The 15079-nt window shown below is 63.6% G+C and carries 17 protein-coding genes; 7 read left to right on the top strand and 10 right to left on the bottom strand.

Going from position 1 to position 15079, the window contains the following annotated elements:
- The first annotated feature begins 168 nt into the window (after positions 1-168).
- The 5 genes from AC0L2H_RS06585 (at position 169) to AC0L2H_RS06565 (ending at position 4575) form a co-directional block, all read left to right on the top strand.
- Positions 169-936, top strand: a complete 768-nt coding sequence (locus AC0L2H_RS06585) for an SDR family NAD(P)-dependent oxidoreductase (RefSeq protein ID WP_473589443.1) — start codon at positions 169-171, stop codon at positions 934-936.
- Positions 933-1892 (top strand): 2-dehydro-3-deoxygalactonokinase, encoded by a 960-nt coding sequence (locus tag AC0L2H_RS06580; RefSeq protein ID WP_473589442.1) that lies wholly within the window; start codon positions 933-935, stop codon positions 1890-1892. Before AC0L2H_RS06585 ends, AC0L2H_RS06580 begins: the two co-directional genes overlap by 4 nt.
- Positions 1889-2530: a 2-dehydro-3-deoxy-6-phosphogalactonate aldolase gene (locus AC0L2H_RS06575; RefSeq protein WP_473589441.1), complete on the top strand. Its 642-nt coding sequence runs from the start codon at positions 1889-1891 to the stop codon at positions 2528-2530. The genes AC0L2H_RS06580 and AC0L2H_RS06575 overlap by 4 nt, the downstream gene beginning before the upstream one ends.
- Positions 2527-3408: an SMP-30/gluconolactonase/LRE family protein gene (locus tag AC0L2H_RS06570; RefSeq protein WP_473589440.1), complete on the top strand. Its 882-nt coding sequence runs from the start codon at positions 2527-2529 to the stop codon at positions 3406-3408. Before AC0L2H_RS06575 ends, AC0L2H_RS06570 begins: the two co-directional genes overlap by 4 nt.
- A gap of 108 nt (positions 3409-3516) precedes the next feature.
- Positions 3517-4575, top strand: coding sequence for a D-alanine--D-alanine ligase family protein (locus tag AC0L2H_RS06565; RefSeq protein ID WP_473589439.1), 1059 nt, complete (start codon positions 3517-3519; stop codon positions 4573-4575).
- Positions 4576-4602: 27 nt separating this feature from the next.
- On the opposite strand, the gene AC0L2H_RS06560 is transcribed toward AC0L2H_RS06565, so the two are convergent.
- The 3 genes from AC0L2H_RS06560 to AC0L2H_RS06550 are packed head-to-tail and all read right to left on the bottom strand — an operon-like array spanning position 4603 to position 5820.
- Positions 4603-5019 carry a GFA family protein gene (locus AC0L2H_RS06560; RefSeq protein WP_473589438.1) on the bottom strand — a complete coding sequence of 139 codons (417 nt, stop codon included), beginning with the start codon at positions 5017-5019 and terminating at the stop codon, positions 4603-4605.
- Positions 5020-5038: 19 nt separating this feature from the next.
- Entirely contained in the window at positions 5039-5503 is a 465-nt protein-coding gene (locus AC0L2H_RS06555) for an SRPBCC family protein (RefSeq protein WP_473589437.1), read from the bottom strand.
- Positions 5500-5820, bottom strand: a complete 321-nt coding sequence (locus AC0L2H_RS06550) for an ArsR/SmtB family transcription factor (RefSeq protein WP_473589436.1) — start codon at positions 5818-5820, stop codon at positions 5500-5502. The genes AC0L2H_RS06555 and AC0L2H_RS06550 overlap by 4 nt, the downstream gene beginning before the upstream one ends.
- 202 nt (positions 5821-6022) lie before the next feature.
- On the opposite strand from AC0L2H_RS06550, the gene AC0L2H_RS06545 reads away from it, so the two are divergent.
- On the top strand, positions 6023-6181 hold the full coding sequence (locus AC0L2H_RS06545) for a hypothetical protein (RefSeq protein ID WP_473589435.1): 159 nt from the start codon (positions 6023-6025) through the stop codon (positions 6179-6181).
- Between the two features lie 40 nt (positions 6182-6221).
- Here AC0L2H_RS06545 and AC0L2H_RS06540 read toward each other — a convergent pair whose 3' ends face one another.
- From AC0L2H_RS06540 to dnaK, 7 genes are all read right to left on the bottom strand, one after another.
- Positions 6222-6509, bottom strand: a complete 288-nt coding sequence (locus tag AC0L2H_RS06540; protein WP_473589434.1) for a DUF1330 domain-containing protein — start codon at positions 6507-6509, stop codon at positions 6222-6224.
- A gap of 175 nt (positions 6510-6684) precedes the next feature.
- Positions 6685-7368, bottom strand: a complete 684-nt coding sequence (pyrF, locus tag AC0L2H_RS06535; protein WP_473589479.1) for an orotidine-5'-phosphate decarboxylase — start codon at positions 7366-7368, stop codon at positions 6685-6687.
- Between the two features lie 32 nt (positions 7369-7400).
- Positions 7401-7997 (bottom strand): NADPH-dependent FMN reductase, encoded by a 597-nt coding sequence (locus AC0L2H_RS06530; RefSeq protein ID WP_473589433.1) that lies wholly within the window; start codon positions 7995-7997, stop codon positions 7401-7403.
- A 240-nt stretch (positions 7998-8237) separates the two neighbouring features.
- Positions 8238-8474 (bottom strand): DUF7683 domain-containing protein, encoded by a 237-nt coding sequence (locus AC0L2H_RS06525; protein ID WP_473589432.1) that lies wholly within the window; start codon positions 8472-8474, stop codon positions 8238-8240.
- Between the two features lie 91 nt (positions 8475-8565).
- Entirely contained in the window at positions 8566-9171 is a 606-nt protein-coding gene (pmtA, locus tag AC0L2H_RS06520; RefSeq protein WP_473589431.1) for a phospholipid N-methyltransferase PmtA, read from the bottom strand.
- A 202-nt stretch (positions 9172-9373) separates the two neighbouring features.
- Positions 9374-10504 (bottom strand): molecular chaperone DnaJ, encoded by a 1131-nt coding sequence (gene dnaJ / locus AC0L2H_RS06515; protein ID WP_473589430.1) that lies wholly within the window; start codon positions 10502-10504, stop codon positions 9374-9376.
- A gap of 211 nt (positions 10505-10715) precedes the next feature.
- Entirely contained in the window at positions 10716-12632 is a 1917-nt protein-coding gene (gene dnaK, locus AC0L2H_RS06510; protein WP_473589429.1) for a molecular chaperone DnaK, read from the bottom strand.
- Positions 12633-13139: 507 nt separating this feature from the next.
- Between dnaK and AC0L2H_RS06505 the strand changes: the two genes are divergently transcribed.
- Complete coding sequence (locus AC0L2H_RS06505; protein ID WP_473589428.1) at positions 13140-15077, top strand: hypothetical protein; 1938 nt, start codon at positions 13140-13142, stop codon at positions 15075-15077.
- Positions 15078-15079: the final 2 nt, after the last annotated feature.

The following is a 15079-nucleotide window of genomic DNA, read 5'->3' as shown; positions in this document are numbered from 1 at the left end:
ATGTCGCGCAAAAGCCTGCCCACGGGCTTGACCCGAGGGTGCGCAGCGGTTTTGCGAAAACGACTTGCAGGAAAACATGTCAGCGAATCTGCTTTTTCGCCCTTGCTCCCCCGACCTGGCTGGATAGGATGCGCGCCGGCCGGACAGGGCCTGGATCGGGAGAGAAAAATGATGCCATCGGCGCGTTTTGTTGACCTTGAAGGGGCTTCGGTGCTGATCACCGGCGGTGGTTCCGGCATCGGCGCCGCCTTGACCGAAGGTTTTGCCCGCCAGGGCGCGAAGGTTGCCTTCATCGACATCGCCGAGCGTCCGAGCACGGCACTGGCCGACCGCATCGAAAGGGAGCTCGGCCGGCGGCCGCTCTATCTCAAGGCCGATCTGCGCGACATCGAGGCGCTGCGCGCCGCAGTCGCCGAGGCGGTTGAGGCGCATGGCGATGTCACCGTGCTGGTCAACAATGCCGCCCTTGACGATCGCCACGCCGTCGAAGACGTCACCGTGGAATTCTGGGACAACAATCACGCGGTCAATCTACGTCCGCATTTCTTCACCGCGCAGGCGGTGGTGCCAGGCATGAAGCGGGCCGGCGGCGGATCGATCATCAACTTCACGTCGACATCGTTTCTGATGAATTTCCCCGACATGCCGGCCTATACCGCCGCCAAGGCCGGCATTATCGGCCTGACCAAGGGTCTTGCCGGCAATCTTGGCGCCGACCGCATCCGCGTCAACGCCGTTGCGCCGGGCTGGGTGATCACCGAGCGGCAGAGAGAGCTGTGGGTCACTGAAGAAAGGCTCGCCGCCCATGTCGCCAAACAATGCATCAAGGACGTCATGCAGGCCGACGACCTCGTCGGCACGGTGCTGTTCCTGGCCTCGGATGCCTCGCGCATGCTGACGGCGCAGACGCTGATCGTCGACGGGGGTTATCTGTGAGTCCAGGGACTGCGGGCAACGCTCCGGCGGTCGCGGCGGTCGACTGGGGCACCACCCGTCTCAGGGCCTGGCTGCTTGACGGTGCCGGCACGGCGCTTGCCGAACGCCGTGGCGATGACGGGCTGATCACCGCGCGCGAAAAGGGCTTTTCGACCGTGCTCGAAGGCCACCTCGCCGCCATGGGCGCCCCGGCGTCGCTGCCAGTCATCATCTGTGGCATGGCCGGCTCGCGCCAGGGCTGGCTGGAGGCGCCTTACGTCACCGTGCCGGCGCCGATCGGCGCCATCCTGGCGGAGGCAACCCGCATTCCCGGCCAGCGCCGCGACATCCGCATCGTGCCGGGCCTTGCCCAGCGCGACGCCGACGCACCTGACGTCATGCGCGGCGAGGAAACGCAGCTTGCCGGCGCCGGTTTGCCGGCAAAGGGCCGCCATCTCGTCTGTATGCCGGGCACTCATTCGAAATGGGTCGTCGTCGAGGACGGTGCCGTCGCCGGTTTCGGCACCTGGCCGACCGGCGAGCTTTATTCGGTGCTGGCGGCGCATTCGATCCTGCGCCATTCGCTGGGCGAGCAGCCCAGCCCGGTCACTTCGGACAATCCGTTCTTCCGGCGCTGGTGCGAGCGCGCGCTGGGCGAAGGCGGCGATGTCACATCGAGACTGTTTGCGATCCGCGCCACCGGCCTGCTGCAGGACCTGAAAGCCGACGATGCCGCCGCTTGCCTGTCCGGTCTGCTGATCGGCGGCGAGATCGCCTCGGCCAACCGCCGCTATGGGAAGAGCGCCGAACCGATCGTGCTGATCGCGTCCGGCGGGCTCGGCGCGCTCTATGCCCAAGCGCTCGCCCTCGCCGGGCTTGAAATCAGGACCGTCGATGCCGACGAGGCAGTGCGCGCCGGCCTGGTCGAGGCGGCGCGTGAAAATGGCATGATCGCCGCAAATGGAGTCGCCGCATGACCGAGACCGCACCTTTTCCGAAGCTTGGGCGCGGCCTTGTCGCCATTCTGCGCGGCCTCAGGCCGGATGAGGCTGTGGCCGTCGGTCAGGCGGTTTTCGAGGCTGGTATTGAAGCCATCGAAGTGCCGCTCAATTCGCCTGAGCCCTTTGTCTCGATCGCCAGCATCGTCAAGGCCCTTCCCCCGGCGGCCGTGGTCGGCGCTGGCACGGTACTGACCCCAGCCGATGTTGATGGCTTGCACAAGGCTGGCGGGCGTCTGCTGGTCAGCCCCAACATCGACGCTGAAGTGATGGCCCGCGCAATGAAGTACGGCATGGTGACGATGCCCGGCGTGTTCACGCCTACCGAGGCGTTCCAGGCCATCCGGCTCGGTGCCTCGGCGCTGAAATTCTTCCCGGCCAGCGTGCTTGGCGCCGCCGGCATAGCGGCGATGCGCGCGGTCTTGCCCTCCAGGACGCTGGTCGGCGCGGTTGGCGGTGTCTCGGAAAAGGACTTTGCCGGCTACAAGGCAGCCGGCGTCAGCATCTTCGGCCTCGGCTCAAGCCTGTTCAAGCCTGGCATGAGCGTCGATGAGGTGGCGACGCGGGCGCGGGCCTCCGTCGCGGCCTGGGATGCGGCATTTGGAGCAGCGCCATGACCGAGACCATCGTTTCCGTCTTTTCCGATCATGTCTGCCAGCTAGGCGAGGGGCCGAGCTACGACCCGGCCACCGATACGCTCTACTGGTTCGATATCGTCAACGGCCAGCTTCTGGAAAAAAGCTTGTCCGGTGGTGCGACCACCGCCCACGACCTTGGCCAGATGGCGAGCGCCATCGCCATCATCGACGGGCAGCGCCAGTTGATCGCCACCGAGACCGGCCTCTTTGTCCGCGATATCGCGACCGGCAAGCTGACGCTGCACACGCCGATCGAGGCCGACAATGCTGTCACCCGCTCGAACGATTCCCGCGTCCACCCATGCGGCGCCTTCTGGGTCGGCACGATGGGCAAGGGCGAGGAGAAGGGCGCCGGCTCGATCTACTGGTTTTTCAAGGGCGAGTTGCGGCAACTCTATTCCGGCATCACGGTGTCGAACTCGATCTGTTTTTCCGGGGATGGCACGATCGCCCATTACACCGACACCAGCACCGGCCTGCTAATGCGCGTCGGCTGCGATCCGGCAACCGGGCTGCCGGTTGGCGAGCCGAAGGTCTTCGTCGATCACCGCTCGGCAAAGGGCTATATCGACGGCTCGGTGTTCGACCGTGACGGCATATTGTGGAACGCCTGCTGGGGCGGCAGCGTCATCGAGGCCTACGCGCCCGACGGCAAGCTCGTTCGTACGGTCGCCATGCCGGTGACGCAGCCGTCCTGCCCGGCCTTTGTCGGCCGGAATGCCGACCGGCTGGCGGTCACCTCCGCCTGGTCGGGCAAGAGTGAGAAGCAGCGCCTGCTGGACCTCCAGGGCGGCATGACCTTTCTGCTCGACATCCCGGTAAACGGCCGCCTCGAGCCGCGCGTGCTGATCGCTTGAGCATGACCACGCTGTCGTGCGGGCGTCCGGCCGGTGTCGGTTCAGCGAAAGCCTGATACATTGGCCATGCGATGGTAGGCGATCGCGCCGCCAGGAATCGCTCACCCCATGTCAAGCCGCAAGCCGAAGCTGATCCTCGTCTACGAGCCGGAAAAGGCCTGCATCGACCGGCTGGTCGCCGATGGCCATCTGCCGGAACGCGCCGCCGAGATCGCCTCTTATCTGGCGCAGTCGACCGATATGGCGCCCGAATTGGACGCGTTGACGGCGGCCTGCCTGAAGCGCGGCCTGTCCTTTGCCCCGGTGGCGCTCGACGATGCCGCGGGCGCGCTCGCCGGCGAGGACCCCAGGGCGACGCTGGTCTGGACGCTGACCGACGGCATCGCCTATTTCCGTGGCGGCGCCGCACCTGCTCTGGCGCGGCTGAACGGCCTCAAGGTGATAGGCGCCGACGATGCGCTGTTTGCGCTCTGCCAGGACAAGTTCCGCGCCGGCGCCGTGCTTGGCGCCCTCGGCCTGCCGGTGCCGCAGGCGGGCCTCGCCCGTGACGGCCAATGGGTGGTCGAGCCGCCGGCCTCGCCGGCCGGCTGGTTCGTCAAGCCGAACCGGCTCGGCGCCAAGATCGGCATCTGGGCGGATTCGCGCAGCAGCGATCTCGGTCACGTACTGGAACTCAGCCGGCGCGTCTTTGCCGCCTATGGCGACGGTGTCGTCGTGCAGCCCTATGTCGCCGGGCGCAATGTGCGCGCAAGCTTTCTCGGTCTGAAGCCGGACACCGGCATCGAAGCGCTCGGCATCGCCTTTGTCGATTCGGGCGGCGATTTCCAGACCATGGCGGATAGCCTGGCGCTGTACGGCGACACCGGCAACGCTGCGAGGGCGGCGGGAACCTACGCCGAGCCGGTGCTGCAGCAGGTCGCCGACAGCCAGCCTGTCGCTGACACCAGGATACGCCGGATCGCGCAAAGGCTGATGACCGGGCTTGGCCTGCGCGACGTGTTTTCCATCGATTTCAGGGTCGAGGCCGACGACACGATCCATCTCATCGAGTTCGAAGTCTGCCCCGGCCTGCCCTGCTTCGATTTCCGCGCCTATTGCCGCAAGCAATGGGACATGGGCCTCGCCGACGCGATGGCCGAAACCGCTGCGAACCGGCTGATCGGTTGAACGCCGAAATTCCCGGCTGGGCGGCCCCTATCCCTGCGGCATTCGCTCGAATGTCTGCAATAGGGGGTCCATCGTGTCCCAGGCGTGGCCGCGGATGCTGTATGTAAGCGCTTGCGGTTGGAACTGGCCCGGATCGTCAAGGCTGGCCGCGTGGATTGCTATCGCGTCCGGCGTGGCGGGGAACGTCAGGTAAACCGGCGTTCCACAGGTCGGGCAGAAGGCGTGGACTTTTTCATTCCCGCTGTCGCTCATTATCCGCCAGGTTCTCGCTTCGCCCGTAATTGTCGCAGCGGTGCGCTGCGACAAGGTCAGATAAGATCCGTGCCCGGTGCCGCTGCGTTTCTGGCAATCGAGGCATTGGCAGTGGTTCTGGAAGATCGGCTCGCCGCCTGTTTCATAACGGATCGCGCCGCATGCGCATCCACCGGTATAGCGCTTGGTCATTGTCATTCTCCCGCTGGGGCTACGCCGATTTCGGCTTGGCGAAAATGTCGATGCCGCTGCCGGTTTCGAGGAAGGATTTCATGCTCGACAGCACCGCCGGCCAGCCTTGGCTGATGCCTTTCGCCATGCCGCTGCCGGCTTCGAGTTCGTCATGGGTGACGGTCAGCCGCACCATGGTGTCGTACTCCTCGATGCCGAACGTCACCCGGCTGTATTTCGACGGATCGTCGGCCTGCGAGGCGTTCGCCCAGGTCATCACGAGACGGGTCGGGGGCGAGATTTCGACGACCTTGCCGACCAGTTCGACGGTGCGCTCGTCATTGGCGCGGATATGTTCCCATTTCGATCCCGCCTTCCAGTCGGAGACGTTCTCGTGGCCCCAGTAGCGCCGTGCGATATCGGGCCTGGTTATGGCCTCGAACACTTTTTGCGGCGTCGAGCGGATATAGGTCACGTAGACAAAGCTGGTCGTCTCTCTGGTCATTGGTCGTCTCCTTCGAGTTCTTGCTTCAGGTCGTGCAGCAGGCTGAGCCGCTGCCGTTCGAATTTCCGCACCCAGCGCTCGTAGATGTCGTGCAGCGGCACCGGGTTGATGAAGTGCAGCTTCTCGCGGCCACGCTTGACCGTGCTCACCAGGTTGGCCGCCTCCAGCAGGTCGATGTGCTGGGTGGCGGACTGCCTTGCCATGTCCAGGTTCTCGCAAAGCTGGCCGAGCGTCTGCCCGTTCTTCTCACAAAGAAGGTCGAGCAGCCTTCTGCGTGTCGGGTCGCCCAGCGCTTTGAAAACCTTGTCGGCGTCCATCGGCCTCACTCTGTTGTGAAGCCAATATGCAGGTAAATACCTGCATGTCAATGTCGATCTTTCGGCCTCGCAATTATTCGACGAAGCTATTCGGACTTGGGCGTCGATTGCTCGATGGGTCGTGCGCCGGCCACATACCGATTGCCGTCAACCAACACCCTCTGGGCTTCGGATGAAGACAAGATCAAGTCGGTGTCTGGGAATGTTCGCAGGGCCACTTCACCGTGTGACGCTGCACGGCCCTGACGGCGCGGCTAAAGATGTCGGACCCGGCGAATTGCTTGTCCTGCCACTTGGCTGGGAGGGCGAATGGACCATCCACGAGAAAACGCGGAAGCTCTACATCCTGCATTCGGTCTGACCGCCGCGGCGGTTGTGCCCCCGGTTCGATCGAACAGGCCCTAAAGCCCCTCGACCAGCACGATCTCGCCATCGGCGACCTTCTGGCGGATGGAGACGGCGCGCTGATATTCCGGCGAGTGGTAGCAGTCATGCGCGTCGGCGAGCGACGGAAACTCGATGATCACATTGCGTGCGCGGCCAGGGCCCTCGGCCTTTTCATGCTCGCCGCCGCGCGCCAGGAATTTCACGTCGAAGCGGTCGAAGGCGAGCTTGGCGGCGGCGACATAATCCTTGTAGCCTTCGGCGTCGCGCACATCGACGCGGGCGATCCAATATCCCTTGGGCATGTTTTTCTCCTTGATTTTCCGTCTATACGGCAAGGGCCGGTTTTGAAAGTCGCTCCGGCGAGCTGGCTGGTGGTGGTTTCGAGAACCGGAGCGGAGCGTACTTAAAGTACGTTAGCACCGGAAGCACAGAAAACGCCGCCAGATGGCCGCCGGAGTAGAGTTTCAGAACTGGCCCTTAAGCTGAGCGCATCTCGGCCAAGATGGCTTCCGCGACCGCGCGCCTGTCGGCCGCGCCGACGATCGGCCGGCCGACGACGAGATGGCTTGAGCCGTTGCGGATCGCCTGTGCCGGCGTCACCACGCGTTTCTGGTCGCCATGGTCGCTGCCCTTGGGCCGTATGCCCGGCGTCACCACGGCCATGTTGGGCCCGACGATCCGGCGCACCGCTTCCGCTTCCTCGGCCGAGCAGACGATGCCGCCCATGCCGGCATGCAGCGCCTGTTCGGAACGTCTCAGCACCAGCGTATGCGGGTCGTATTCATAGCCGGCGTCGATCACGTCCTGCTCGTCCATCGAGGTCAAAACGGTGACGGCCAGCAGGCAGAGATCGCTGCCCCTGGCGGCCTCGACCGCCGCCCGCATCGTCTTGGGATAGGCATGCAGCGTCAGCATGGTCATGCCCATCTTGGCGATTGCCTCGACGCCCTTGGCCACCGTGTTGTCGATGTCGAGCAGCTTCATGTCGAGGAAGATCCTGGTGCCGCCGCTGGCGAGTTCGCGGGCGAAATCCAGCCCGCCGGCGAAGGCGAGCTGATAGCCGATCTTGTAGAAGGAAACGACGCCGTCGAGCTCACGCACCACCTTTTCGGCTTCCTTCAGCGTCGGCACGTCGAGGCCGACGATCAGCCTGTCCTGCATGGTGCCGGCACGCAAAGCGTCTTCGGCGTGGATCACGCCTCGATCCGGCTGGACAGCATGCGCGAGGTTTCGATCAGCGTGCGGCATAGGTGCTCCATCGATTTGTGCAGTCTTTCGTCCTTGAAATTCCCGGCCTCGTCGAAGGCGTTGCCGCCCTCCGGCACCGAGCACTCCGGCGTCACCACTTCCATCTGGCAACGCACCAGCACGGCGCGCAGATGGTTGATGCAGCGTATCCCGGCGAAGTTTCCTTTGGAAGACGAGCACAGGCCAGCGACCTTGCCGGCAAGCGGCCTGAACGAGCGGCTGCCATCCCGGCGCGCCCGGCTCACCCAGTCGATGCTGTTCTTGAGCAGCGGCGGGATGGAGCCATTATATTCGGGCGTCGCGATCAGCACGCCGTCATGGGCGGCGATCAGCCGGCCGAGCTTCATGGCGTTTTCAGGGATGCCCTTTTCCTTTTCCAGATCCTCGTCCAGGATCGGCAGCGGATAGTCGGCGAGCGAGATGCGGCTCACCTCGGCGCCCTGCATGGCAAGTTCCTTCTGCGCCACATCGGCGGTCCTGCCGCTATAGGCGCCTGATCGAACCGAGCCGGCGAAGACGAGAATTTTCGGGATCACTGCCATTGGCCAACCTTGTCCCGGACAGGTACAGCCAAGGATCGCTCAAATCAACGCATCAGCCCGAAAAAGCGGACCCGATGGGACAATCGACCTTTCATGTGACCTTGCGTTTAGGGATGACTTCCACGGCATCCTTGAACGCCTCCGGAAGAAATCGCGGAGCCGGGTACCACACCTCAGTTTCGGGGTAATCACTCGGATCGACGGACGTGTCTGGTTCGGTCAACCCGGTGTCAGCCGCCCCTAGTCATACTTGCCAAGGTCGATCGCAGTGCCGGCCAATTCGTGCAAGCGTGCGGCACGAGCCTCATCTATCGGGTAGTAAACTCCGCAAAGGGACTGATCATCAACAAGCAGAACCGGACGCATGTCCTCTTCACAGAAGTCCTTCAGGAAGATGCTACCGCTCAGTTTTTCATCTTTTTTGTCAAACCACTCCAGCTCCCACGCTACTGTCACTCCGTTCCAGATTACCCACATCTTCTTTCTCCTCCGATAGGTAGGCGGTCGATGTGGTGGACAGCTTACCGCAACAGTCGAACTCGGTCGTTCAACAGGAGCGGATTTTGAGTTAATCCACCCCGCGCCGGTAGATCCATAGCTGCGTCGGCGGGATGTTGCGGATGATGAAGTCGAAATGCTTCACCGTATAGTCGCCGCGGCCGGGCGGGATCGGCGACAGCGGGCCATAGGTCAGTTGCACGACCGGGCGGCCTTCGGGGATGCGGTCGAGCAGGCTTTCGATATAGGCGATGCGCTGGGCGATCGGAAAATTGAGCAGTGGCACGCCGGAGACGACTGAATCGAACACCATGTCGCGTCTGTCGCCAAGCGTGGCGTCGAGATTGAAGGCATCGCCCTCGATGACATTGACGCCGGGATAGAGCCGGCGCAGATGGCGCACGAAATCGGTGGAATATTCGACCGCGTAGAGATTTTCTGGCTTTACGCCCTGCTCCAGGATGGCGCGGGTGATGACGCCGGTTCCAGGCCCGACTTCGAGTACCGGCAGGCCGGATTTGGGATTGACGATCGAAGCCATCTTGCGGGCGGTGATGGAACTGGTCGGCACGATCGAACCGACCGCCTTCGGCTTGTCGATCCAGCCCTTGAAGAATTTCAGTTCGTCGTCGAACTTTTCCGCCAGCGCTTTTCGCAATCCGGGACCACGTGCCATGCAAGTTCTCCTGAACGCTCCCCCGGGACGCTACTTAGCAGTTAAGCAGTCCAAGGCAAGGCGAATGCCCGCATAAGGTGTTGATGACGCTAAGGCATGTCGCGCAAAAGTGCGCGGCGGTTGTGCGATAACGACATGCATCAAGCAAGTCGAGCAAGCCTTGCGAGCAGCTCTATTCTACACCTTGCCCGCTTGAATTGCTTCAGCGCTCGCCGAAGGTTTCGAAAAAGTCCTTCATGCGGGCGAAAAAGCCGCTCGACTGGGGCGAATTGTCCTGCGAGGAAAGCTGCTCGAATTCTTCCAGCAGTTCGCGCTGGCGGCGCGACAGGTTCTGCGGCGTCTCGACCGCGGTCTGGATGTAGAGATCGCCGACATTCGGCTGGCGCAGCACCGGCATGCCCTTGCCCTTGAGGCGGAACTGGCGGCCGTTCTGGGTGCCTTCGGGCACCTTCACCTTCGTCTGTGTGCCATCCAGCGTCGCCACTTCGAAGGAGCCGCCAAGGGCGGCCGTCGTCATCGAGATCGGCACCTTGCAATAGAGATCGGCGCCGTCGCGCTGGAAGAACTCGTGCGGCTTGACAGCGAGGAAAATATAGAGATCGCCGGACGGGCCGCCGCGCAGGCCGGCCTCGCCCTCATTGGCGAGCCGGATGCGGGTGCCGTCCTCGATACCGGCCGGGATGTTGACCGACAGCGAGCGCTCCTCGGTGACGCGCCCCTGGCCGGCGCATTTCGGACACGGGTCCTTGATGGTCTGGCCGCGCCCCTGGCATTGCGGGCAAGTACGCTCGATCGAGAAGAAGCCTTGCGTGGCGCGCACCTTGCCATGGCCGTTGCACATCGAGCAGGTGACCGGCTGGGTGCCCGGCTTGGCGCCGCTGCCGGAACATTCCGTGCAAGAGATCGAGGCCGGCACGTGGATTTGCGCGGTCTTGCCGGCAAATGCCTCTTCCAGCGTGATTTCCATATTGTAGCGCAAGTCGGCGCCGCGCTCGCGCCCGCCCGACGAGCGACGCTGGCGCCCGCCCATCATGTCGCCGAAAATATCCTCGAAGATGTCGGCGAAGCCGCCGGCTCCAAAGCCCTGCGCCCCGCCATTCATGCCGCCCTGTTCGAAGGCGGCGTGGCCGAAGCGATCATAGGCCGCGCGCTTCTGCGGGTCCTTCAGCGTCTCGTAGGCCTCGTTGATTTCCTTGAACTTGTGCTCGCAGGAATGGTCGCCGGGGTTGCGATCGGGGTGGAACTGCATGGCGAGCTTGCGGAAAGCGCTCTTGAGCTCCTTGTCGTCGGCGCCCTTTTGCACGCCCAGCGTTTCGTAGAAATCAGCTTTCATCTTTTCCCGCTGTCCGGATGCTCAATGTCTTGGGGCATTGTTCGTATCTTTTGCCGGCACGTTGCTTCGATTTAGGTGCGATGGCGCCGGGATGCCAGTGTCGAGAAGGGGTTGCCCGCATTTTTTCGACAAGGCCTGCACTTTTTCGGCGAGGGTTGCAAAAAAGCCCGGCTGTGCGCCGGGCTTTTCGCTCTATTCGCCGTCAGACGGCTCAGGCCGACTTCTTCTTGTCGTCGTCCTCGTCGATTTCCTCGAAATCGGCATCGACCACGTCCGAGTCCTTGGCGGCATCCGCCTTGGCGTCGGCTTCCGCGGCTTCCTTCTGCGAAGCCTCGTACATGGCCTGGCCGAGCTTCATCGAGACTTCGGCGAGCGCCTGCGTCTTGGCCTCGATCTCGGCCGCGTCGTCGCCTTCGGCAGCCGTCTTCAGCGCCGCGATCGCATCGGCGATCGCCGTGCGGTCGGCCTCGGGAACCTTGTCGCCGTACTCCTTCAGCGACTTCTCCGAGGAATGCGCCAGCGCTTCAGCCTGGTTGCGGGCCTCGACCAGCCCGCGCCGCTTCTTGTCGGCCTCGGCATTGGCCTCGGCGTCCTTCACCATCTTCTCGATGTCGGCGTCGGAGAGGCCACCGGACGCCTGGATGCGGATCTGGTGCTCCTTGCCGGTGCCCTTGTCCTTGGCCGAGACGTTGACAATGCCGTTGGCGTCGATGTCGAAAGTGACCTCGATCTGCGGCACGCCGCGCGGCGCCGGCGGAATGCCGACCAGGTCGAACTGGCCGAGCGCCTTGTTGTCGGCGGCCATTTCGCGCTCGCCCTGGAAGACGCGGATGGTCACGGCAGACTGGCTGTCTTCCGCCGTCGAGAACACCTGGCTCTTCTTGGTCGGGATCGTCGTGTTGCGCTCGATGAGGCGCGTGAACACGCCACCGAGCGTCTCGATCCCGAGCGACAGCGGCGTCACGTCGAGCAGCAGCACGTCCTTGACGTCGCCCTGCAGCACGCCGGCCTGGATGGCGGCGCCCAGTGCGACGACCTCATCCGGGTTGACGCCCTTGTGCGGCTCCTTGCCGAAGAACTGCTTCACGATCTCCTGGATCTTGGGCATGCGGGTCATGCCGCCGACCAGGACGACCTCATCGATTTCGCCGGCCTTCAGTCCGGCATCCTTGAGCGCCGCCTTGCAGGGCTCGATGGTGCGCTGGACAAGATCCTCGACCAGGCTTTCGAACTTCGCCCGGGTCAGCTTCAGCGTCAGGTGCTTGGGGCCGGTGGCGTCGGCGGTGATGAAGGGCAGGTTGATCTCGGTCTGCGTGGTCGACGACAGCTCGATCTTGGCCTTTTCAGCCGCTTCCTTGAGGCGCTGCAGCGCCAGCTTGTCGTTCTTCAGGTCGATGCCTTGTTCCTTCTTGAACTCGGCCGCCAGATATTCGACCAGGCGCATGTCGAAATCCTCGCCGCCGAGGAAGGTGTCGCCGTTGGTCGACTTCACCTCGAAGACGCCGTCGCCGATCTCCAGCACCGAAATATCGAACGTACCGCCGCCAAGGTCATAGACGGCGATGGTCTTGCCTTCCTTCTTGTCGAGGCCATAGGCAAGGGCAGCCGCGGTCGGCTCGTTGATGATGCGCAGCACTTCGAGGCCGGCGATCTTGCCGGCGTCCTTGGTTGCCTGGCGCTGGGCGTCGTTGAAATAGGCCGGAACGGTGATGACCGCCTTCTCGACTTTCTCGCCGAGATAGGCCTCCGCCGTTTCCTTCATCTTCTGCAGGATCATCGCCGAGATCTGGCTGGGCGACTGCTTCTTGCCGCCGGCCTCGACCCAGGCATCGCCGTTGTCGCCCTTGACGATCTTGTAGGGGACAAGCTTCTTGTCCTTTTCCGTCACCGGATCGTCATAGCGGCGGCCGATCAGGCGCTTGACCGCAAAGATGGTGTTTTCAGGATTGGTGACCGCCTGGCGCTTGGCCGGCTGGCCGACAAGGCGCTCGCCGTCGCTGTTGATGGCGACGATGGAAGGGGTGGTGCGCGCGCCTTCCGCATTCTCGATGACCTTCGGCTCCTTGCCATCCATGATGGCGATACAGGAGTTGGTCGTTCCCAGATCGATACCGATAACTTTTGCCATTTTTCTAGTCTCTCCGCTAAGCAGGCTCTCAGGACCCGTAAGGCGTTCCGACGAAAGCCCCTGTTCACAAGAAATTCCGTTCCCAGCAACCGGCATTCCGGCGCTGAACGGCTTGGCGCGTATATAAGAACAGGCTGCGCAACGCGCAAGCACTCTGCGCAAGGCGTCAATCACCCTTTGCTACAGCATCCCCATGAACCTTTCCGCGTCCGTCCGCGACTGACGCTCAGGCGCCGCATGGCGCGGCCCGGAAAGGACAGCCCGATGACTGGAAAACCAGAGGTTCCACGGTTTGCGGGAGCAACAGGGGCTCGGCGCGGCCACCGCTTTCGGGACGAGGTCGATGCGCTGGGCTTTCCGCTGCTTGCGTTGACCCTGCCGAGGTGCAGGCGTATCGTGGGGAAAGCAGGCAATTCGATCAGGGAAAAACGTGCCGGAAGCCCGCGCCTTGCCCTGATTTGCGCGGTCAGGCCGGATGTTTCTCCCGCAGCCAGCGGGGGGAACTCAATGTCTTGCGAATACGGCACCTTCGTGCCCGCCGGCCGCTTGCGCCGCGCCATGCATAAAGCCAGCGCTTTCCTGACGATCGCCGCCGCCAGCCTGTGGCTTGGCGCTGTCGCCCGGGCGCAGGAAACGCAGATCATCCATCCGGGCTCGATGGCGGTGACCGGATTTTCCGGCACCATCATCCCCGATTTCGAGGAGGGCCTGCCGCCAGGTATCGATCCGGTCGACGAGACCTTCGTCGATCCGGCGCGCGCCACCTTGCGCGTTTTCGACGTTTCAGGGCTTGGCGGGCCGGCTTCGGGCCAACTCGTCTACACGCCGCCGCCTTTCGAGGCGACCGCCGGGCAGATCGGCCAGGTGTTCGCCATCACCTATGACGACGGCGCGCGTGATGGCGTTCCATCAGGCATTCCCAACGTCTATGCCGGCGCCACTTCGCTGCACGGCATCCGCATCGTCACGCCGGACGCCGATGATGACGGGCGGCCCGAGCGCCAGCGCCGCGGTGTGGCCGGCGCCACCTTCATGGACGGCCAGTTCGGCACCGAAAATGGCGGCGGACCGGGCACGATCTGGAAGATCGACGGCGTCACCGGCGCCGTCTCCAAATTCGCCGACCTCGACGCCAACAGCGGTCCCGGCATCGGCGACATCAGTTTCGACACCATCCACCGCCAGTTCTTCGCCTCCGACCTCGACACCGGCCTGATCCACCGCCTCGACGCCAATGGCGAGCCGGTCGACGCGTTCGACCATGGCGTTGCCGGGCGCCCGGCGCACGGGCTAGCCCCTGTCGCCGACGACGGCTCGGTGATGGACATTCAGGGCGCCGCCTTCGACAGTGAAGACCCCGGCACATGGGGCTATACGCAGGACGAGCGCCGCGTTTGGTCCGTCGCCTATCATGGCGGACGGCTCTATTATTCGCTCAGTGAAAAAGCCGAGATCTGGTCGGTGGGCATTGCCCGCGACGGCAGTTTCGCCGGCGATCCGCGTTGGGAGCTGACGGTCAAGGCCGACAAGGACTACGCCGTCACCGACATCGCCTTCGACAACAGGGGCTTCATGTATCTGGCGCAGCGCGGCCCGGTCGAAAACCGCTACGACTACAGCCAGTTCGCCGATTCCGGCGAAGGCGAGGTCATCCGCTACTACAGAGAAAACCCGGACGATCCGGCGACGGAATCGATCTGGGTGGAAATGCCGCAGGAATATGCGGTCGGCTTTCCGCAGGATAACCGGCAATCGGCCGGCGGCCTCGACCTGCAATATGGCTATGATGCCGACGGCAATCTCGACACATCGGTCTGCACCGATACGCTGGTCAACACGGGCGACAAACTGCGCGACAATCCGGCATTGGGCGAACAGCTCGCCGTACACGGTGTTCAGATCACGCCGACACCGCTGGTCAAGCCGGCCAATGTGCCGCCTTTCGGCTCCTGGTTCGTCGATTTCGACGGCTATTTCGAGGACCCGGAAGTCGAGGGCCATGTTGGCGATGTCGAGGTCTGGCGCCCCTGCGAAGGCCGTGCCGGCTACTACGACGAGGTGCCTGGCGGCGGCTATCTGCCGCCCTTCTATCCGCCGGATTTTCCGCCTCCCGGCAATCTGCCTCCCTGTCTCGATGTCGAGGATGTCAGGTATTTCTGCACGCCCTCAGGCCTCGATGCCGATCTCTATCTCCATGACCAATCAGGCTTTGGCGGCGATTCGATCAAGGCGCAGTCGAGGACGCCTGGCGTCGGGGTGAGCGCACCCCTCTCGCATGCTCCCGGCTCCCCCTACACGGTCAACATCACCGGCCATTACCCTGGCGACACGGTTGATGTCGGGCTCTGCTTCTACAGGCAGTCCGACCGCGACAAGGGCGGCTATTACCCTTGCTGCAAGATGACCGTGCCGCTCAGAACGCCTGCCGTCAGTTGCGAACGTTGAGG

The sequence above is a fragment of the Mesorhizobium sp. WSM4871 genome (genome assembly GCF_055811295.1).
The sequence above is the reverse complement of the archived record's forward strand: the minus strand, read 5'-3'. Positions and strand labels throughout refer to the sequence as shown.